Below are 20665 nucleotides of genomic sequence, written 5' to 3'. Positions count from 1 at the left end.
AGGGAACTTATCTCTTAGGACGGCTGTTTTTGTGTCAGGTGTTGTCCAAGATGGAGTCCGCTCGCAGCGGCTTGCGACAACGAATGCGTCACACCGGAACAATCGCCGATGGCATACAGTCCCGGGATGTCCGTTTCAAAGGTGACAGACGTCGACAGCATCGGAGCATAAAATTTTCCGTCCATGCCGTACAGCAATGTGTCGTTTGAGAGCGGCGTATCGAGTAACTGCTCAAGTCGTTCCAGAAATTCCAACAAGACCGTGATGTCCGTGCCCGGGACTTCCTCGATCAGATTCCCCGCTGTCGCTTCAAGTGTCGGGCGCACTTTGTTTTCGGCGAGAGCACCTGACTGCGTCGAACGACCGGTCCGCAAATCCCCGAGTCGTTGCACGACAATCCGGTCTGTCCCTTGATTGATCTGTCCGATGACGGAAGCGGCATAATGATTCGCTTCTTCGAGTGTCGCAAAGTAGCGGGGTAAAAACAGCGTGAAGTTCAAGTTGGTCGTGCCGGAATGCTGTTCGCGGAAGTTTTGCCCGTCCGGCATGACGAGACCTTCCTGATGTTTGCGGATGATCCGTCCTTTCGGATTCATGCAGTATGTAACGGCGGTCCCTGCTGCTGACGCATAGGCGAATTTTGTTTCAAACGTGTCCTGTAACAACGTCCGGAATGCCGTTTCTTCCATCTCGATCCGGATGCCGAGGTCGAGACGGGTTTTGCTTTGAGCCAGACCTAACAACTGAAGTTGCTCCTGCATCCAGGCAGTACCGGAGCGTCCGGTCGCGAAGACGACGCGTTGACTCGAAAATGTTTCGTGTTCAGTCGTGAGCAGAAATCCGTCTGTTTGCCGTTCGATTGTCGCAACAGCCGTCTCAAAACGAAAGGTAACGTGTTCGTGAAGTGCGGCTTCGAGCCGTCTTAAAATCCGTTCCGATAGTGCGGTCCCTAAATGCCGGACCGTCGTTTCGATTGTCTCAAGACCGGCCACTTTGGCCCGATCAGCTAAAACGGGATTGGACGTGGAGTACGACTCGACTTGATCTGCTCCGTAGCTGCAAAGGAGCGCATCGACTTGGTGCATCAAGCGGAGCGTCGTCTCTGCTCCAAGCTTCTCGGCGAGTTCACCTCCGAATCCGGCAGAATAGTTGTATTTTCCTTCTGATTTACCAAGTCCGCCAAAGCCAAGATAGGCTTCCTGTTTCGTCCGTTGCGCAAGTGGTTTTCCGGCATCAATCAACAGAACTGTCTGTCCCTGTTCCACCAGTTCATGGGCTAAAAAGATTCCGGCGATCCCGGCACCGATAATCGTGACATCATACATCATTTGACCAGCTCCTTTTGGTCAGTATACAAAAAAATCGGATTCCTGTTGAGGAATCCGATTGGTTGTTTGTGATTATTTCCAGTCTGTGATGTCGTTGATCGGCAGACGAACCGATGGGTAACCAGCGTCAACTGCTTTTCCGATGGAAAGGAGCATGACAGGAAGGTAACGGTCTTTATCCATACCGAAGGCTTCGGCGATTTGATCTTTTTCGTAGCCGCCGATTGGGTTTGTATCATAACCGTGCGCACGTGCCACAAGCATCAATTGCATTGAGACGAGACCTGAATCGATCAAGATGCTGTCGCGAAGTGTCTCTGTATCTTCTGGGCTGTAGAAGCCTTTGATGGCAGGAACTTGGCGGTCACGGACTTCTTGCGGCATCAAGCCTTTTTCGACAGCCATATCATAGATTGTATCGATGCTGTCGACTGCATTCATATCACCGAAGACAGCGATGACAGCAGATGATGTCTCGACTTGCACTTGGTTGAATTTAGCGAGTGGTGCAAGTGTCGCTTTCCCTTCAGCACTGTCGATGACGAGGAAACGCCACGGCTGCATGTTGACTGAAGAGGGAGCAAGTGTTGCTTCTTCAAGAATTTGTGTCATTTCTTCTTTAGAAATTTTGACGTTCGTGTCGTAGTTCCGGATTGAACGGCGTCCTTTAACGATTTCCATAAAGTCTGTAGTTGTTTGAGTTGTCATAGTAATAATCTCCCTTTTGTTTGTTCTCTATTTTTGGTTAGTACGGGTACTGCTTATTTCCAGTCTGTGATGTCGTTGATCGGCAGACGAACGGATGGGTATCCAGCGTCGACGGCTTTTCCGATCGATAGAAGCATAACAGGAACGTAACGGTCTTTCTCCATACCGAAGGCTTCGGCGATTTGATCTTTTTCATAGCCGCCGATCGGGTTTGTGTCATAGCCGTGCGCACGGGCAACGAGCATCAATTGCATCGAGACGAGACCTGAATCAATCAAGATGCTGTCTTTGAGAGCACTCGCCGGAACGCTTTCGTACATGCCTTGAATTGCAGGTACTTGACGATCGCGGACTTCTTGCGGCATGAGCCCTTGTGCGACTGCTGTATCATAAATGTTTTCGAGTTGATCGATCGCATTCATGTCACCGAAGACAGCGATGACAGCGGATGATGTCTCGACTTGGACTTGGTTGAATTTAGCGAGTGGTGCGAGTGTCGCTTTCCCTTCAGCACTGTCGATGACGAGGAAACGCCACGGTTGCATGTTCACAGAAGAGGGAGCAAGGGTTGCTTCTTCGAGAATTTGTGTCATTTCTTCTTTAGAAATCTTGACGTTTGTGTCGTAGTTGCGAATCGAGCGGCGTCCTTTAACGATTTCCATGAAATCAGTTGTAGTTTGTGTAGTCATCTGACATTCTCCTTTTTAATTAACCGTTGTTTTAGGTAAAGTGAGGGCATTCGTTTCAATTCGTTGCATCATTTGAGCCAGCTGATGTTGTTCGTCTGCCGTGAATCCTTCAAGCAATTGCTCGAGGAATTCATCTTTTTGCTCACGTAGTCGTGCAATGCGGGTGGCACCTTCTTGCGTCAATGAAACGAGAATGACGCGGTTATCCGTTGCTGAACGGACACGTTCAATCATCCCGTTCGTTTCGAGATGCTTCAAGTGGCGTGTCACGGCAGCATTATCGACGTTGACGCGTTGTTGCAGTTCTTTTTGGCTGATCGTCGTATCCACCTCGAGTTGAGCGAGCAGATCCATCCGGGTTTGGCTGAAACCGTCCGTACAAAGATCAAATTTTTGAGCGATTGTCTTATTGACGGAGACGAGCGCATAAATCAATCGTCCTTTTTCAGTACAAGAAATACTCAAGTCATCACATCCTTCCCTTCGTTCGAAAAATCCTTGACGTATCAAAGATTGATATGTAAACGAATATAACGTGTCTGTTTTCATGCTGCAACTAATATGCTTCATCCACAAAAAAAGATACCATTTCGGATGAAAAGGTATCGAGTCAAACGACTTAACTAATTTTCTGTTGTTTCCGGGGAATCGTTCCGGCATCGATGGCGGCGATCATCCGGCGGAAATGACCCAACCAAAACTGTAGGAACGGACCGATCAAGAAAATCGATAAAATCGTTCCGAAGAACACCGGTCCGCCGAGCAGCCAACCGATTCCGCAGGCGGTGATTTCCATGAATGTCCGCATCATCCGGATCGATGTTCCGAATCGTTCCGCCAGTGTCAGTGTTAGTCCATCACGCGGTCCGGCACCGTAACCGACGGCGACATAAAGGCCGGCGCCCATTCCGATGATAAAAATTCCCGCAATCAGCCACAGCGTGTTTTGCCAAACGGACGAAAACGACGGCAAAAGACCTGAACCGAGAACGAGGTTCATGAACACCCCGACAAAAATCGCGTTGACGAGCGTACCGATCTGCGGTGTGATCCGGTCGAGCAAATACTTGACGAACACGAGCAACAGTCCGACGAGGAGAATGATCGTCCCGACGGAAAAGGGCGTTTTGTTTTGAAGACCCAAATGAAGGACGTCCCATGTCGAGACGCCAAGCTGTGCCGTGATCATCATCGATGAACCGACGGCGAGTAAAAACAGACCAAATAAGAACAATGTCCATTTCAGGACGGAGCGTAACAGCCAGGACGTTTGAATTGCCTGTCTCATTTACGGAAGACACCTCGTTTCGGAGTAAAATTGATTCATTAACTGTACCATGTTTGATGGAGAAAATTGAAGTGAATCCGATATTTTCCATCTTGAGGTGGAGGGAATCACTTCTCCGGATGCGTATACTAATGAAAAGGAGGTCACCTCATGCAAAAAACCCGCCATTTCATCCGTTTTACATATCTCGAAGCCATCTGTTGTGTCTTTCCGGTTGCGATTTTCTTGGCGCTTGCGGTATCCCGGTACCTTCCGTCGGAACCGATCGCGCGCTATGACTTGCTTTTAGTGTGGTGTCTTGTTGTTCAGATCGTGCTGCTTGTAACACGGTACGAAACAAAAGAAGAGTTCAAATTGATTTTAATCTTTCATGCGATTGGCTTGGGACTCGAGTTGTTTAAAGTCCAGGTCGGTTCCTGGAGTTATCCGGAAGACGCTTGGAGCAAGGTGTTTGGTGTGCCGCTTTATGCCGGTTTCATGTATGCGAGTGTCGCGAGCTACATCTGCCAGGCCTTTCGCCGGTTTGATCTCCGGATCACCGAATTTCCCCGTCCGCTTCTCGCCTTCTTGATCGGACTGTTAGTCTACTTAAACTTTTTTACCCATCACTGGTTATTTGATTTCCGCTGGCTGTTGATGGGACTTGTTGCCGTTGTTTTTTTAAAATCCTGGGTCTATTACCGGTTGGATGAGACCGTCTACCGGATGCCGCTGGTCCTGTCATTTGGTCTGATCGCCTGGTTCATCTGGCTCGCGGAAAATATCGTGACGTTTTTTAAAGGGTGGGTCTATCCGAATCAAGAAGAGGGCTGGGAGCTGGTTGACTTCGGAAAACTGTCGTCTTGGTTTTTGCTTGTGATCATCACAATCTTAATTGTGGCCGTCGAAAAATACCGGTTGGGCGACCCGTCAATCGAAATTAAAACCTAACCTTAAACAAAAAAATACCTGGTTATTTTTAGACCAACCTACACGAAACCCCCTTGCTATAGTTGAAAAAAAGCAAAGGGGTTGTTTGAGATGATGCAACAAATCATGGAACGGGCGAAAGAATTGGTCGCCGGTAAATTACAGATCGTTGAAACGGCGGAAGATTGGGAATTGCTGCTTGAGGAAATCCGGGGAATCGATGAATGGGTCCAATTGTCGCGTTACTATACACCACGCGTACATCCGCAAGAGGTGCTTCAACCGACGAAAGAAGAGCAGCCGGCGTCACCCGGTCCGCTGACAGAACTGCCGAAATCGGACGAACCGATCGTCGAACAACGGTATGCGTATACGTTTGTCCGGGAATTAAAAGGCGGATCGTTGCAGGAATGGCCGAACAGCCATATCTCGGAAAAGGAAATCCGCCAATGGAATCTTGAGCACGGCATGGAAGTCCGTGTTCAGATTATCCATCAAGACCACCGGCGGACGTCACTGGAAGTGCTCGCAGTCGTCGCAACCGATCAAATGAAGGCGCTGGAGCAACGAATCGTCTTTGAAAAATGTATCGTCAAAAATCACGGCATCATCGAGTCGACGGTCAACGGTCCGTTGAAGGATGAGACGGGAAAACCGTTTTACTACGCAACTCCGGTCGAAGATATGCGATTCTTTCAATTGAAGGAGGGACAACTTGTCGACTTGGTGATGTGGAAAGGTCATCCGGAAACACTGACGATTGCCTGGAAGTATCCCTTCCAATATGAAGAACCGATTATTCAACCGTTCGATCCGTCAACAGAATCGAAACCGACAGACGCGACGGCAGAAATGGCCGTGACATCCGTATCAAAAAAATCGACCGGGCGATATGCCAAGCAGATGAAGCGAAAACCGACCGTGAAAAAGATCCGGCAACCACGCCGGATTCGCGAAAAGAAACAACAACCGATGACACCGCTCGTCACGACGTCGCTGCCGGGACAACCCATCGATTACGTCGACAAGGAGCCGCTTGAGTTTGTAGCATTTAAAGGAATGCGGCTCGTCATCGTCGGAAACGAACAGCAGGCACCGGTCTACCGGACATTTTTTGCTGAGACCGGAATCGAGCTGATTCATTTAGCAGGGGATGCCCAGTCGGCGAAGAAAATTGCCTGTCTCGCGCAAAAGACGGATGCCATCGTCGTTATCACAAGTCGTGTTTCGCATGCGGCGTCAGCCCATGTCATCGCACAAGCCAAAAAACATGCTATCCCATTTGCGATGGAACGTCTCGATGGTCGGCGTTCGCTCTATACGGCTTGCCAACGTCAGCTCGAAAAAGCACGCCTGCACAAGCTAAAAACAGGAAAATCCTGAAAATAACTGAAACTCCTTACTGCTTAAGCCGTAAATAGGAGTAGAACTTATTTTAAGGAGGATCTTTATGATTAAAGAATTAAAACTATCGGCACGTGAGTCACTTAACGGTCGCTGGGTCTTCATGGCACTCATGTTTTTACTGTTTCTCATCATTCAAGGGATTCCCACTACGTTTTCTTCTGCTCCGAACGAAGACTTTCAGTTCATCGATTTGATTGGATTTGTGTTGAACATCCTGTTCCTGCCGCTTGCGATCGGTTGGGCATGGCTTGCGCTGTCTGTCGCCCGTAAAGAAGAAGCAAAAATCGTCGATTTATTCGAACCGTATAAGCTGTTCTTGAAAGCAGTTGGTCTGTCGCTTGTTCAAGGTATTCTTCTTGGATTATGGTTCTTGCTGTTGATCGTTCCGGGAATCATTAAGTCATTTTCGTATATGCTGACTTATTACATTTTACGTGACGAGCCGTCAATCGGTATTTTGGATGCCATTACGCGTTCACGCCAAATGATGGATGGTCACAAGATGGAAGCCTTTATGCTTGTCCTCTCCTTCATTGGTTGGTTCCTGCTCGGTTTGATTACGATTGGAATTGCCTTCCTCTGGGTCGGACCTTACTTCAGCGTCACCCTCGCCAAGTTTTATGACCGCATCCGCGGTGAAGAAGCACCTGTCGAAGAGTCGACATTTGTTGCCCCATATTAAGACAAGGAGGATGAGAGCCCAGCTCTCGTCCTTTTTTGATACTGTTTTTAATTCCGATTGGAAAACAAGGTTTAATGGTTGCTTTACTCTGCTAAAAAGTGTACGATAATTCCAATAATTCTTATCAAGAGAAGTCGAGGGAATGGCCCGAAGACACTTCAGCAACCCCGCATCATAAGCGGAAGGTGCTACTTCCTAAAGGGATTAACCCCTTTACAGATAAGAGCAGACACGATTAATCCGTCGCTCTTTTCGATTTTCGAGAAGAGCGATTTTTTTAATAAGGGGGACATAACGGATGGAGTATGGATTTTGGTTACCGATTTTTGGAGGGTGGTTACGAAACGTCGAGGACGAACAGATGCCGGCGACGTTCGATTATGCCAAACAGGTGGCGCAAACAGCAGAACAAATCGGGTTTTCGACGACGCTGATTGCGGAATTGAATTTAAATGACATCAAAGGGCTGGAAGCACCAAGTCTTGAAGCCTGGACGACAGCAGCGGCGATTGCTGCGACGACGGAACGGCTGGAAATCATGACAGCTGTCCGCCCGGGGTTCCATAATCCGGCGACGACCGCGAAGATGGCAGCAAATATCGACCAACTCAGCAACGGACGCTTTACACTGAACGTCGTCTCTGCCTGGTGGGAAGAAGAAGCGCGGCAATACAACGGGATCTTCACGGCGCATGACGAACGGTATGCGCGGACGGAAGAGTTTGTCACAATCATGAAAGGATTATGGGCAGACGCTTCACCGTACAGCTTCGACGGGAACTACTATACGCTCGAGAAGACACAACTGTATCCGAAGCCGGTTCAACGACCGGGCATCAAGTTGTACGCAGGCGGGGAAAGTGAAGCCGGCAAACAAACCATCGTCAATCATTGTGATGCCTATGTCATGCACGGCGGAACGGTGGAAGAAGTATCCGTCAAGATTGAGGATATGAAGGCGCGTCGACAAGCGACCGGGCAACCGCCGCTTGAAAGTTTTGGACTGGCTGCTTATATCATCTGCCGCGATACGGAAGAAGAGGCTGTTCAAGAGTGGCAGCGGATCACGGACGTCAAGGAAGACGGTGCCGGGTACGTCGGGTACGACGATTTCGTCAGCAAATCGCAACTCGAACAACAGGTGAAACGGAACGATTATTCGGTCTCCAACCGTGGACTCCGTCCTGATTTGATTGGAACACGGGAACAGATTGCCGAACGGATTCTTGCGTTTGAGCAGGTGGGTGTCTCCTTATTATTACTTCAATTCTCACCACAACTTGAAGAGATGGAACGCTTCGCGCGCGACGTCATGCCGCTTGTCGAAGAAAAACGAAAGGTAGGTCAAACCAAATGACAAAAATTCATATCTTACACGAAAACCAGGAATGGACGGACCATTTAATTAAACGACTCGAAGAACTGGAGTTGCCGTATGAACAGTGGCATCTCGATGAAGGACAGGTCCCGCTTGATGAAATCCCGCCAGAAGGCGTCTTCTACAGCCGGATGAGTGCGTCTTCGCATACGCGCGGGCACCGCTACGCGCCGGAACTGACGGAAGGGGTGCTCGCATGGCTCGAGGAACACGACCGGACCGTCTTCAACGGAACACGTGCGTTGCGACTGGAAGTCAGTAAAATCAATCAATATACGGCTCTTCGAAAAGCCGGTATCCGTGTTCCGAAAACGACGGCTGCCGTCGGACGTGATCAGATTGTTGAAGCGGCGAAAAACATCGGGGTGTCGTCGTTCATCACGAAACACAATCGTGCCGGAAAAGGACTCGGTGTCCAGTTGTTCCATTCGATTGAAGCACTTGAAACGTATCTCGATGGCCCGACGTTTGATGAGCCGGTCGACGGCATCACCCTGATCCAAGAGTATATCCAAGCGCCTGAACCGTATATCACGCGTTGTGAATTCGTCGGCGGAAAATTCGTTTACGCCGTACAAGTTGATACATCAGAAGGCTTTGAACTGTGCCCGGCGGATGCGTGTGTGATCGATGACTTGTTCTGCCCGGTCGGGGAAGAAGCACCACAAACTCCGATGAAGTTTAAAGTCGTTGATGGATTCGATGATCCGATCATCCAGCAATACGAAGCTTTCCTGCAAGCGAATCAGATTGCTGTCGCCGGGATTGAATTCATTAAGGATGCGGACGGAACGATCTATACGTATGATGTCAACACGAATACGAACTACAACTCGGATGCGGAAGCGGCTGCCGGTAAGTTCGGAATGCTGGAGCTCGCGAAGTTCCTTGGGAATGCGTTGGAACGTCAAACGGTAAAGTAAATCGTGATTGCCGATTAAAATAAGCCAAATACCCTGTCTGTGTGTAGTCTGAAGTTAGAACTGCACACATCAGGGTATTTTTTAGTAAAGGAGGTGTTCGGATGGTGACATGGCACGAAGAAAAAGTCCTCGACGTTCCAATCGATCAGGCTTGGCATTTATTTGATCACGATCGGTTGCAACGGTTAATTCCGGGTGTCGTCCAGCACGAAGTGATTGAACGCAAACCGGGTGTCGTCGGTTCGACGTATCGGCAAACGTACATGCAGGGGAACCGGTTAGAGACGTACATCGTGACGGATCTTGCGTATACAAGCGAACCGGACTTTAAGCAAAACACGATTGGCTTTACTCTTGCTAAAATCTTTCAACTCGAGATGACGTTTACACTGAAACGGCTCGACGAAACGAGCTGTCAGCTGATTTATACCGGCAAAAATGAAGGCGCCAACTTTGTCGGCCGGAGCCTGTTGTCACTCGGAGGTGAACGGGAGACGGAAAAAATCGTGCAAGGGTTACTCCGTCGTGTGGAAGAAGAGGCGAGTCAACTGCGTACATGATCAAGAAAGGCATCTACTCGACTGGAGCAGATGCCTTTCGTTTGTTTTTACAAAAAAGAGTATGTCTTATCCTAAAGCCGTTAAAATTTTTGCGACTTGTCGATCGGCGGTCATCTCCGAAAGTGGTATCCATCTCACTCCGGTCAGAACTTGGTCTCCCTCCTGACGCTCTGGATCATATCCTAAAATCGGTTCACGTGAATCGATCTGTCTGACTAAAAAGCAGATCTCTTGTCCGTTTGCGTGAGTTTCTGAGTAAAGAGGTTTGATGATATGGATGGCGAGATTCACTTCCTCCTGCATCTCCCGAATGACCGCTTGTTCGAAGGATTCATGTTCCTCGAGACCCCCTCCGGGTAATGTCCAGAAACTTCGATCGTTTGTCTCAAGACGAACCATTAAAATCCGACCGTTCTCGATTAAGGCTGCACAGGCACGATGGCGCAACATTTTTCCTCCTCTGATGGATATGATGTCTTCAGTCTACAAAAAAGAGACCTCATCCGCTAGGACAGGTCTCTTGTTTCATTACTTAGTTCGTCGCATACAACGTTGATAATTGTTGTTGGACAGAGTCATTGTTGAGGTATTCATCATACGTCGTTTCTTTGTCGACGATACCGTTTGGCGTCAATTCGATGATCCGGTTTGCGATTGTTTCAACAAACTGATGGTCATGCGAGCTGAAGAGCATTGCGCCTTTATAAGCGATCAAGCCATCGTTGAGGGCTGTGATCGATTCAAGATCCAAGTGATTCGTCGGATCGTCGAGAACAAGCACGTTTGAGCCGCTGAGCATCGCTTTTGATAACATACAACGGACTTTCTCTCCCCCGGATAAAACAGACGCTTTTTTCATAACTTCTTCGCCTGAGAAGAGCATCCGGCCGAGGAAACCACGGAGGAACGTGTCGCTCTCATCGGCTGGTGAATACTGACGTAACCAGTCGAGGATTGTTTTATCCGATCCTTCGAAGAAGGCCGAGTTATCTTTTGGCAAGTACGATTGTGACGTCGTAACGCCCCATTTGAAAGTCCCGCTGTCTGCTTCGATTTCACCCATGAGGATTTTAAAGAGTGTCGTGATGGCAATGTCATTTTGGCTGATAAAGACGACTTTATCCGTTTTGTTTAATGAGAAACGAACATTATCCAGTACTTTGACGCCATCGATTGTCTTCGAAATGCCATCAACAATCAACAAATCGTTTCCGATTTCACGTTCCGGTGTGAAGCCGACGAACGGATAACGGCGTGAAGACGGACGGATGTCGTCGAGTGTGATTTTATCAAGCAATTTCTTCCGTGATGTCGCTTGTTTCGCTTTTGAGGCGTTTGAGCTGAAACGGGCGATAAAGGCTTGAAGTTCTTTGATTTTCTCTTCTTTTTTCTTGTTTTGGTCGCCGGCCATACGTGAAGCGAGCTGACTTGACTCATACCAGAAATCATAGTTTCCGATGTAGAGTTGGATTTTTCCGTAGTCGAGATCGGCCATGTGCGTACAGACGTTGTTGAGGAAGTGACGGTCGTGGGAAATGACGATGACCGTGTTCTCAAATCCGATCAAGAACTCTTCGAGCCATTTAACGGCTTTCAAGTCAAGACCATTGGTCGGCTCATCGAGTAACAGGATATCCGGCTTACCGAACAAAGCTTGTGCAAGCAAGACTTTGACCTTTTCGCCACCCGTCAATTCAGCCATTGTTTTCGTATGCAGGTTTTCTTTGATTCCGAGACCTTGTAAAAGCATCGCCGCTTCCGACTCTGCTTCCCACCCGTTCATTTCCGCGAACTCACCTTCGAGTTCAGCGGCACGCATGCCGTCTTCATCCGAGAAGTTTTCTTTCATATAAATGGCATCTTTTTCTTTCATGACTTCATAAAGACGTTTATGTCCCATCATGACCGTTTCGATGACTTGGAACTCTTCGTATTCGTAATGGTTCTGACGCAGGACACCAAGACGTTCGCCCGGAGTGATGATGACGTCTCCTTGCTGCGCTTCGATATCGCCGGCAAGAATTTTAAGGAACGTTGATTTACCGGCACCGTTTGCACCGATGAGACCGTAGCAGTTACCTGGTGTGAACTTGATGTTGACGTCTTCGAATAATTTGCGGTCCGCAAAGCGGAGACCGACGTTTTGTACTGTAATCATATAGAGATGAACCCTCGTTTCTAGTGTGTGATGTGCTGTTACGAGTGTACCACAAAATGATACGCTTCGTTTCAAGGACAAAGTTCTTTACATCTTAGACCGGATTGCGAAAATTAGCAACCATGCTTTTAATCAAAATGAAACATTTTCCAGTCTGAAGCGTAAGATGAAGTAAGGAGTTGACAAAGGAGGAGGACGGCATGGCAGCACTTTTCACATTATTATTTTTTGCACTCATCGTCTTGCTAGCCATTGAACTGTACAAGTACATCCAAGACAAAATTGATAAAGGGGATTCTAAATGAGAGAAATCAAACCAAAAAAACGCATCCGCCCATCGATGATCATTGCGGGGGTGATCGTTGTTGCCCTTCTTGCGATGACACCATTCATCGTCGAACAAATCGAACCGGGTCAAGTCGGTGTCGTCTATAAGCCATCGAGTGGTGTGCAAGATGAGACGTTGTCACAAGGCTGGCATATCGTTTCACCGATTACGCGCGTAACCGAGTATCCGATCCGGACACAGACAAAATCACTCGACAACATGACACTGGCGACAAAAGACGGGAAAAATATCGTCGTCGACTTTACGTACAGCTTTTCGGTATCACCTGATCAAGTGACGGAAGTCTTTAATAAATTTGGTCCGATCGAAATCGATGAGATTGCTGCGGGTTATTTAAAGCAACGTCTCTATGATGCCTCACGTGAGCAAATTTCAAAAGTCACGGTCCTTGAGCTATTCGGAGAACAGTCCGGAAATGTCTCGACAAGCATTCAGACACAGTTCGCTCAAGATGTGAAAAAGATTGGATTCATCATCGAAGACGTCGCACTCGGAGCACCGAAACCAGATGCGAAGACGCAGGAAGCCATCGATGCACGGGTCAAGGCCTCACAAGAATTAGATAAAAAGAAAACAGACCTGGCAATCGCGAAAGCGGAAGCAGAACGGTTGCGGGTAGAAGCAAAAGGGGCGGCAGATGCCCGGTTGATTGAAGCACAAGGACTCGCCAAAGCCCAAAAAGAATTACAGAAGACGTTGACGGAAGAGATGATTCAGTACGAAGCCGTCAAGAAGTGGGACGGAAAATCACCGCTTGTCAGCGGATCAGGCAGCATGGTGCAATTGCCGCTTCCAGACCAACAAACAACAACAGAAGAAAAGTAAGGGAAGTATACGTCTTTCGATGGAAAGGCGTATTTTTCTTGTTGAAATTTTAATTCAAACTGTAATTCTGAAAAAGTAAAATAAAGTAAAAAAATGAGCAATCGACATGTAAAATCATATTTCAAGAAAAAAATCTCTAAAGTACATTTTTGAAATACCCATTAATTGGTTTATTTACCTGTTTTAAAGGAAATTATCGATAATATGAGTAGGTCTAATGAAATAGGTCAATGGGAGGGAAAGAGATGCATGCATAAAAACCGTTCTCCGAATCTCATCATAATCATGATTTTTCTCTATTCTCTCGTGATACCGGTCGACACAAGCCGGGCAATCACAAATCAGACTGAATCAGAAGAACCGTTAACGATTGAAGTCTGTAAAAATTTATTAGAAGACATGGAGATCGAGACGAACTCGCTCGATGATCCGATTCTTTTGGAAAAAAAGAAAGCGTGCGAAATCTTGATCGAACAAACGGAACCGGAGGTAACAAACGAAGAAGAGGAAGCATCAACGCCCGACGCGGAATCTCCGGAAGAACCAAATGAAAATGAAGTAATCTTACCACCTGATTCAAAAAAAGATGAACCGGTGGTCCCTTCCACACCCGAGAGCAACATCCCGACGACCCCAGAACCATCCACATCCGAGAATGAGAGCCCGATGACCCCTGAACCACCCACACCTGAGAGCGATATTCCAGCATCCAAGGAAGATATTCCGAAGCATTCTAATGAGTCTGATTTACCTAAACCTCCTGCTTCTGAAAATGAAGAATCTCCGATTGCTGAACCTTCGTCGTCAGAAGATCAATTGAACGAAGAGCAGAATCAACTTCCCTCAGAAGACACGGAATCGTCGCTGGAAGAACTACCAGTCGCGGAAGCACCTAAAAAAGAGACGCCATCCCAGCGACCAGTTGTTTCGCCTCGCCTTGCGGGTGGCGCGTTATTAGGAAACTCGAGTTTAAGTGCTACGTACAATGCGACAACACAGACAATTGAACTCGTTAACACGGTGTCGAGTCTCTTAAATGTCAATCTATCCAGTGGCTATGTGATTTTTCGATTGCCCCCAGAAGTGATGCAAAGTATTGAGGCAGAATCGATTCAACTTCAGTATCGATACAGCGGATTATTAGGAATCGGCACACGAACGGTCGATGTTGTACCGGTGATTGATCGGATAAACAATCAAATTTATGCTGATGTGAGCTCCTTACTAAAGCTGTCTCTATTAAGCAGCGATCGCTTCACGTTATCATTTAAAGTCGGCAAACTACCGGTTGGTCTGGATAAAACCTATACCTTCAACAGTGCATTGACCGATGGTGTGATTGATTTAAATGTATTAAGTGGGAACACAGCAACGGCAACACTCGGAATCGGACCAACGTTTCGCCTGACCGTACCGCCGACGCTTGACTTTGGCAGTCACGAGTTGACGGGGCGGGAAACCATCATCGCCCGCCTCGCACCAATGACCATTTCAATTGCACATGAAAATGCAACGGGGTACAACTGGCGATTGCAAGCGAGTCTGACGCGTCCGATGACCAGTACGGAAGGCGATATATTGAAGGATGTTTTGTATTTCAAGACATCGACTCAAAAACAGCTGTTGCAAGCAACAGAGATTGAAGTTGCAACCGGACAGATGACAGCGAACGAAAATCAATCACCACTCGTCTATGCCAAAGAGGAAGGAATCATTCTCGATCTGACAGGAAAACAGGCTACACCTTCAACGTACAGTGCAGATATTCAATGGAATTTGATCAATGCGCCTTAAAAAGAGGGGGAAACTGAGATGAGAAAAAAATTTGTTGTGACATCGGTATTGATGAGTGCTGCTTTACTGCTTGGGACGACTTCCGCGTTCGCGGCTACGACGTCGACCGGAAACTCGCAGGCGACGATTACTTTTACAACCATTAAACCGCCTATTATCGTCGATCCGGAAAATCCGGACCCGGAAGATCCGTATGATCCGATTGGCGACGGAGGAAACGAGCCGACAGGTAATACGGGTCCTCTTACGCTTGACTATGCACCGGATTTCAATTTTGGTTCGCATGAAGCGCTTGCGACCAATTCAGCAGTGTATCAAGCACTGGATAAAAAACCATTCCTGCAAGTGACCGATCGACGCGCGATTCGTTCACAGTGGGATGTGAAAGTGAAGCTTGGGGCCTTCGAAAATTCCGAAACCTCTGAGGAATCATTGGCTGGGACGAAGCTATCCATCAAAAACGGGATCGTTAAATCAGTCATTGGATTGACGGGTGTTGCGGCTCCGACGACCCAAGACATCGAATTAACCGCGGGTGCAGCAGACGGAACCACGATTTTATCTTCAGCTGCCGGTACGTTTTCGACATGGCTGGTGTACTGGCCGGGAGACCTAGTGGGACAAGATCCTAACGACCGTATTTCATTAAACGTCCCGGTCAATACACAAGTTGAAGGAACACACACGGCTACCCTCGAGTGGGTACTCTCTGACGTCGTGAATTGATGTGAGATAGAGGGGGAATAGAGATGAAAACATGGGGAATCAGCAGTCTTGCCGTTATATTGTATCTGTTGTTCGGTGCAGGTAGTTCGTCTTTTGTCAAAGCAGATGCACCTGTTAATTTTTCGATTGAAGCGATACCGAACGACTTTCAAGTCGACTCGGGTGTCACGTACTTTGATTTACGAATGGCGGGCAATCAAAAAACGGATGTCCGGGTTCGGATTTACAATCACGGTTCGGACGATCAAACATTTTTGACATCCGTTCGCAACGCGACGACGAATGGGAACGGATTAATCGTCTATGAGCAGAAAAAACCGCTTCCGCTTGCTCCTGTTTCCTTAACGGAAATGATTCGACCGGCTACGAAATCGACCTTCATCAAAGGCGGCGAATCGAAGATTGTTTCCTTACCCCTGCAAATTCCAAATGAACTGACCGGAACCGTTCTGGCAGGGATCCGGGTCGAAAAAAAATTCGACGAAAACGAAACAAAAGAAGATACGATTGGGATTCAAAACCGACATGCCTATATTATCGGATTGAAGGTCCGTTCCGAGATTAAAGACGTCTCTCCTGAATTGACGTATGAAGGGATTCAAACCAAATCCTACCTGACACGCCCCAACGTTTTGGTGAAGCTTGCGAACCAAGCCGCGACGATTACGAAACCGATGAAATTTGAAGCGGTCATTTCGAAAAATAAAAAGGTCGTCGTTCGAAAAGAAATGGACGTTCGCTTTGCACCGTCGACCTATATGACAGTGCCGATTGAGACGATGGGGATTTTAAAAGCCGGCACGTACCAAGTGGCGATTCGCGTCGAGGGAAAAGAACGGACGTGGACATGGAACGATGAATTTAAGGTGACGGAAAAACAAGTTAAGCAAATGGAAGAGAAGATGCCAAAAATCGAAAAGAATCCGAACTCCTTCATCGGAGAATGGTCAAAGGAATTAATGATTGCCTCGACCTTGATTATTTTTCTGCTACTCGGATACATTTATCGTTTAAAGAAGCAACAGCATTCTTCATGAAAAAAAGCAGGTTCTCATGTCGAGAATCTGCTTTTCTTGAGTGATCTTATTTCGAAGACTGAGCGAATCGTTCCGCAATCGCAACCACAACTTCGGTTGCTTTGACCATATTATCGACAGAAATGAATTCAAACTTTCCATGGTAGTTTTCGCCGCCCGTGAAGATGTTCGGTGTCGGAAGTCCCATGTAAGAGAGCTGAGAGCCGTCTGTCCCGCCACGAATCGGTTTGATGATTGGTGTGACACCACGTGACTCCATCGCCGCATGGGCGATATCAACGATTTCCATGTGTGGTTCGATTTTTTCACGCATGTTGTAATATTGATCATTTAGTTTAATTTCGACACTGCCTGCCCCGTATTTCTTGTTCCATTCTTCAACCAAAGCCGTCAGGAAGTGTTTCCGGGCTTCGAATTTAGAACGGTCAAAATCACGGATGATGTACTGGACCGTCGTTTTTTCGACCGATCCTTCAAACGAAATCAAATGGTAGAATCCTTCGAAACCATCCGTAAATTCAGGAGCTTCGTCACCCGGTAACCGGTTTTGGAAAGCCATCGCGTGTTTTTGCGAATTGACCATCTTGTCTTTCGCCGTCCCTGGGTGGACGTTCGTGCCATGGAAAACGATTTCTGCCGCAGCGGCGTTAAAGCTTTCATATTCGAGTTCGCCGAGTGGACCACCGTCGACTGTATAAGCAAACTTTGCATCAAAGGTCGCGACATCAAAATGGTGCGGACCACGACCGATTTCTTCATCCGGTGTAAAAGCGACACGGATCCGACCGTGTTTGATTTCCGGATGGGTAATGAGATAGTGCATCGCGGTCATAATTTCGGCGATGCCGGCTTTATTATCTGCTCCAAGCAAAGTTGTCCCGTCTGTCGTCATCAGTGTATGTCCGACATAGTTTTTCAGGGCCGGGAAATCCTTTGGTGACAGGATGACAGGGAGCGTCGCGTTGAGGACCAAGTCTTCGCCATCATAATCTTCTACGATTTGCGGATTAACGTTTGTTCCTGTAAAGTCAGTCGCCGTATCGAGATGGGCTAAAAATCCAATCGTTGGAACGTCGGCGTCCGTGTTTGAAGGGAGTGTCGCCATGACATATCCGTTGGCATCGACGGTCACATCACTCATCCCAATTTCCTTCAGCTCGTTAACGAGGAGTCGAGCAAGCGTCCATTGTCCTTCGGTGGTCGGGACGGTTGTGCTGGCGTAGTTCGACTGGGTATCGATTTTTGCATATGTAGTCAAACGACGAATCAAATCATGTTTCAAGAAAAAAACGTCCTTTCTGAGTTAAGGTAACTTCATCATATCACGAAGCGAGAATGTTAGAGTATTCTGAATCATGTTAAACTGGTTGTGAAAAAGGGGGATTTAAAATGAAAGCATTTGTCGTCGAACAATACGGGAAAGACGCTGCGCTAACAGAAAAAGACGTCACACTCGATCAAACGGGGAACTACGATTTAAAGATCAAAGTTGAGGGGACGAGCCTGAATCCACTGGACACAAAGATGTTTTTTGGTCATGTGGCGGCAGCTCCGTCAACTGGAATTCTCCAGGGCGATGTTACGGGGACAGTCATTGAAACTGGAAAGAGTGTGACGTCTTTTTCCGTCGGCGATCACGTCATTGCCTTTGGTGGTGGACTCGGAAATCGGTCCGGGGCATTGGCAGAGGAAATGCTGGTTCCGGAACAGATGGCGGTCCACAGACCGGAACATCTTGACGTTGCGACTGCAGGGTGTTTGCCGGTCATCAGTCTGACAGCGATGGAAGTATTGAAGGAACGGGCAGCCATTTACCCGGGGATGCGATTGTATGTAGCTGGTGGAACAGGTGGTGTCGGACATCTTGTCGGACAACTCGCCAAACACTATGGGTGTGACGTGACGGCAAGTGCGGCAAATGATGAAAAAGCAACGTGGCTGGACGAGCACGGGATTCGTCCACACCGTTACCGGGAAGAATCAGGCGAACAACTTTTAAAACGTCTTGGACATGACGGATTTGATGTCATCATCGATACGGTCGGAGGAGATCATTTGCAAGAGTCCTTCATCCTGGCAAAAGAACGCGGCAAAATCATTTCTATCGCGACGCGGACGACACAAGATTTGACCCCGATGCACAGTAAGGCACTAACGCTCGAAGCCGTCTTTGTTGCTCTTCCATTGCTGAAAGGGAAAGAGGAAGAGATGTTACAGCAAAAAAAGCACTTGGCAGAAATCGCGCAACTCGTAGCAGACGGTGTCATCGAACTCGTGATCGAAGAGCACGTGCCTCGTCAGATCGATGCATTGAACGCTGCCTATCAAACTTTTGATCAACGGTCGCATTTTGGAAAAGTGAGTATCACTATGTGAGTGTTTATTTTTCCTAAGAATAATGATTCGCTATTCAGTATACTTTTCCTTTTAATCCCAAAAAAATTCTGCTGATGAAAAAACCATCAGCAGAATCGTTGGATTATTGATTATTTACGGCGGACTAAAACCGATTTTAACGCGACTTCTTTTAAAGAAGGGTGTTCCGGAAAATCAGGTAACGGCGTACTTTCCCAAACGATGTCGTACGTTTGGCGAAGCTTTTTGAAGGCTTGGTCGACCATCTTCATAAACCGAACTTGATCAAACAGCGGACAATCCGTCGTTACGAGCAACAACCCGCCACGATGCGTCATATGAATCGTCTGTTGAATCAATGCCGTCAAATCGACTTCAGCCCGGAAATGACGTGCCTGTGTTTTGACGAGCGCCGGTGGATGAACGATGACAAAGTCAAACCGTGTTTTTTTGTCCGCTTGGTCGATGTAATCAAACGCATCTTGTACAAGGATCGTTTGTGTCGCCGGATCCAGTTGATGCAGCTCGAGTTGTTCGATTGTCTTATTGCGGCTCCGGGTCGAGAAATCGACACTCGTTGTTTCAGTAGCACCACCGAGCAACGCCGAGGCGGTCAACGTCCCGGTATCCGAAAAGAGATTCAAGACACGTCGGTTTGCGGCATGTTCTTTGACGATCGAACGGAGCTCGCGTTGTTGGATATCGAGTCCGGTACGCATACCGGCATCCAAATGGTACAACAACGGTAGACCGTTTTCTTGCAGGACTTCCGGGAAGTCACCACGTTCACCGGCTAAGAAGTCATCGCCTTTGACAGGTTGACCGTCAATCTGGAAAGCCCGTTTTTCGTAGATACTTTTAAAATGAATGAGTGACTCGAGAGCCGAGACGATATCCTGCTTAAAGGAATAGATACCTTCGTTCTCAAACGTGATTAAGTAATGATGATCAAAACAATCGATTGTCAGTCCACCAATGCCGTCGCCCGAACCGTTGAAGACCCGGAACGTATCAATCAAATCATTTTCAAAAAAATCATTTCGACGATCGAGGGCAACCTCGATTTTTTCTTTGAAGAAAGTTTCATCGATGTCTTGCAGTTCATCGGTTGAAAGTAACCAGCCAAGACCTTTTTCCTGCTTGCCAAAGTAACCGGTCGCAAGGTATTCTTTATCTTCTGTTGTCAGCCGGAGCAAGGCACCGGCTTCTTTTAGATGATTGCTCTTTTGAAACAGTTCTTTGTACAGAAGCGGTTGTCCGTTTGTAATTTGTTCGATGGCCGTCGTTTTAACGACGACCGGATAAATTTCACGTGGCACATAAGTTCCTCATTTCTAGTTGTGGATAAGTTCAGTTATTATACCATAGGGGAAGTTATCCACATGTGGATAATTGTTTTTTTAGTTAGCTTACGCTTTAAATGCTTTAACTGTTGATAACTTTATTTTAAATAGTTCATGAGTAAAAAAAGTTGAAATTATTTAAGCTACCTCTATCTAAAACAGTGCTGGCCTTTTTTACAAAAGTCCTTTATAGTAAAGACAGGTAC

At 47.4% G+C, this 20665-nt stretch carries 20 protein-coding genes and 1 riboswitch; of the genes, 11 read left to right on the top strand and 9 right to left on the bottom strand.

The features are described 5' to 3' along the window. Positions 1 to 14 precede the first annotated feature (14 nt). The 5 genes from KNP87_RS09465 to KNP87_RS09445 all read right to left on the bottom strand — a co-directional run bounded on the left by KNP87_RS09465 (position 15) and on the right by KNP87_RS09445 (position 4013). Positions 15 to 1325, bottom strand: coding sequence for an NAD(P)/FAD-dependent oxidoreductase (locus KNP87_RS09465; RefSeq protein WP_214721539.1), 1311 nt, complete (start codon positions 1323 to 1325; stop codon positions 15 to 17). A 75-nt stretch (positions 1326 to 1400) separates the two neighbouring features. Further along, a complete protein-coding gene (locus KNP87_RS09460) occupies positions 1401 to 2036 on the bottom strand; it encodes a nitroreductase family protein (protein ID WP_028105400.1) in 636 nt (211 codons plus the stop codon). A 53-nt stretch (positions 2037 to 2089) separates the two neighbouring features. Continuing rightward, positions 2090 to 2725: a nitroreductase family protein gene (locus KNP87_RS09455; protein WP_026831660.1), complete on the bottom strand. Its 636-nt coding sequence runs from the start codon at positions 2723 to 2725 to the stop codon at positions 2090 to 2092. A gap of 15 nt (positions 2726 to 2740) precedes the next feature. After that, positions 2741 to 3190 carry a MarR family winged helix-turn-helix transcriptional regulator gene (locus tag KNP87_RS09450; protein WP_028105401.1) on the bottom strand — a complete coding sequence of 150 codons (450 nt, stop codon included), beginning with the start codon at positions 3188 to 3190 and terminating at the stop codon, positions 2741 to 2743. Positions 3191 to 3344: 154 nt separating this feature from the next. Next, the gene (locus KNP87_RS09445) at positions 3345 to 4013 is read right to left on the bottom strand and encodes a YczE/YyaS/YitT family protein (RefSeq protein ID WP_214721520.1); all 669 of its coding nucleotides are present in this window, start codon (positions 4011 to 4013) and stop codon (positions 3345 to 3347) included. 150 nt (positions 4014 to 4163) lie between these two features. Between KNP87_RS09445 and KNP87_RS09440 the strand changes: the two genes are divergently transcribed. From KNP87_RS09440 to KNP87_RS09415, 6 genes are all read left to right on the top strand, one after another. Next, positions 4164 to 4943 (top strand): DUF817 domain-containing protein, encoded by a 780-nt coding sequence (locus tag KNP87_RS09440; RefSeq protein WP_214721519.1) that lies wholly within the window; start codon positions 4164 to 4166, stop codon positions 4941 to 4943. 90 nt (positions 4944 to 5033) lie between these two features. Continuing rightward, positions 5034 to 6305, top strand: a complete 1272-nt coding sequence (locus KNP87_RS09435) for a DUF2325 domain-containing protein (RefSeq protein WP_214721518.1) — start codon at positions 5034 to 5036, stop codon at positions 6303 to 6305. 67 nt (positions 6306 to 6372) lie between these two features. Next, entirely contained in the window at positions 6373 to 7011 is a 639-nt protein-coding gene (locus tag KNP87_RS09430) for a DUF975 family protein (protein ID WP_214721517.1), read from the top strand. Between the two features lie 118 nt (positions 7012 to 7129). Beyond that, a riboswitch (SAM riboswitch) is annotated at positions 7130 to 7237 on the top strand. 72 nt (positions 7238 to 7309) lie between these two features. Continuing rightward, positions 7310 to 8368, top strand: a complete 1059-nt coding sequence (locus KNP87_RS09425) for an LLM class flavin-dependent oxidoreductase (RefSeq protein ID WP_214721516.1) — start codon at positions 7310 to 7312, stop codon at positions 8366 to 8368. Continuing rightward, positions 8365 to 9312, top strand: a complete 948-nt coding sequence (locus KNP87_RS09420) for an ATP-grasp domain-containing protein (protein ID WP_147512140.1) — start codon at positions 8365 to 8367, stop codon at positions 9310 to 9312. Before KNP87_RS09425 ends, KNP87_RS09420 begins: the two co-directional genes overlap by 4 nt. Before the next feature lie 101 nt (positions 9313 to 9413). Next, a complete protein-coding gene (locus KNP87_RS09415) occupies positions 9414 to 9872 on the top strand; it encodes an SRPBCC family protein (protein WP_214721515.1) in 459 nt (152 codons plus the stop codon). Between the two features lie 66 nt (positions 9873 to 9938). Here KNP87_RS09415 and KNP87_RS09410 read toward each other — a convergent pair whose 3' ends face one another. Both KNP87_RS09410 and KNP87_RS09405 read right to left on the bottom strand, forming a co-directional pair. Further along, entirely contained in the window at positions 9939 to 10319 is a 381-nt protein-coding gene (locus KNP87_RS09410; RefSeq protein ID WP_214721514.1) for an NUDIX domain-containing protein, read from the bottom strand. Positions 10320 to 10404: 85 nt separating this feature from the next. Beyond that, complete coding sequence (locus KNP87_RS09405) at positions 10405 to 12030, bottom strand: ABC-F family ATP-binding cassette domain-containing protein (protein WP_026831669.1); 1626 nt, start codon at positions 12028 to 12030, stop codon at positions 10405 to 10407. 301 nt (positions 12031 to 12331) lie between these two features. On the opposite strand from KNP87_RS09405, the gene KNP87_RS09400 reads away from it, so the two are divergent. The 4 genes from KNP87_RS09400 to KNP87_RS09385 all read left to right on the top strand — a co-directional run bounded on the left by KNP87_RS09400 (position 12332) and on the right by KNP87_RS09385 (position 16761). Next, positions 12332 to 13204 (top strand): prohibitin family protein, encoded by an 873-nt coding sequence (locus KNP87_RS09400; RefSeq protein WP_035414000.1) that lies wholly within the window; start codon positions 12332 to 12334, stop codon positions 13202 to 13204. 285 nt (positions 13205 to 13489) lie between these two features. Further along, a complete protein-coding gene (locus KNP87_RS09395; protein WP_214721513.1) occupies positions 13490 to 14998 on the top strand; it encodes a hypothetical protein in 1509 nt (502 codons plus the stop codon). An 18-nt stretch (positions 14999 to 15016) separates the two neighbouring features. After that, the gene (locus KNP87_RS09390; protein ID WP_214721512.1) at positions 15017 to 15724 is read left to right on the top strand and encodes a WxL domain-containing protein; all 708 of its coding nucleotides are present in this window, start codon (positions 15017 to 15019) and stop codon (positions 15722 to 15724) included. A 23-nt stretch (positions 15725 to 15747) separates the two neighbouring features. After that, complete coding sequence (locus KNP87_RS09385) at positions 15748 to 16761, top strand: WxLIP family cell surface protein (RefSeq protein WP_214721511.1); 1014 nt, start codon at positions 15748 to 15750, stop codon at positions 16759 to 16761. 46 nt (positions 16762 to 16807) lie between these two features. On the opposite strand, the gene pepT is transcribed toward KNP87_RS09385, so the two are convergent. Beyond that, entirely contained in the window at positions 16808 to 18043 is a 1236-nt protein-coding gene (gene pepT / locus KNP87_RS09380) for a peptidase T (RefSeq protein ID WP_214721510.1), read from the bottom strand. 107 nt (positions 18044 to 18150) lie between these two features. On the opposite strand from pepT, the gene KNP87_RS09375 reads away from it, so the two are divergent. Beyond that, entirely contained in the window at positions 18151 to 19137 is a 987-nt protein-coding gene (locus KNP87_RS09375) for a zinc-binding dehydrogenase (RefSeq protein ID WP_214721509.1), read from the top strand. 110 nt (positions 19138 to 19247) lie between these two features. On the opposite strand, the gene KNP87_RS09370 is transcribed toward KNP87_RS09375, so the two are convergent. Next, positions 19248 to 20435, bottom strand: coding sequence for a class I SAM-dependent rRNA methyltransferase (locus KNP87_RS09370; RefSeq protein ID WP_214721508.1), 1188 nt, complete (start codon positions 20433 to 20435; stop codon positions 19248 to 19250). Positions 20436 to 20665 lie beyond the last annotated feature (230 nt).

Origin of the sequence: Exiguobacterium sp. s192 (genome assembly GCF_018618795.1) — a bacterium.
Taxonomy (GTDB): domain Bacteria; phylum Bacillota; class Bacilli; order Exiguobacteriales; family Exiguobacteriaceae; genus Exiguobacterium_A; species Exiguobacterium_A undae.
Note: the sequence above shows the minus strand (reverse complement) of the source record. Positions and strands in the feature narration are given on the sequence as shown.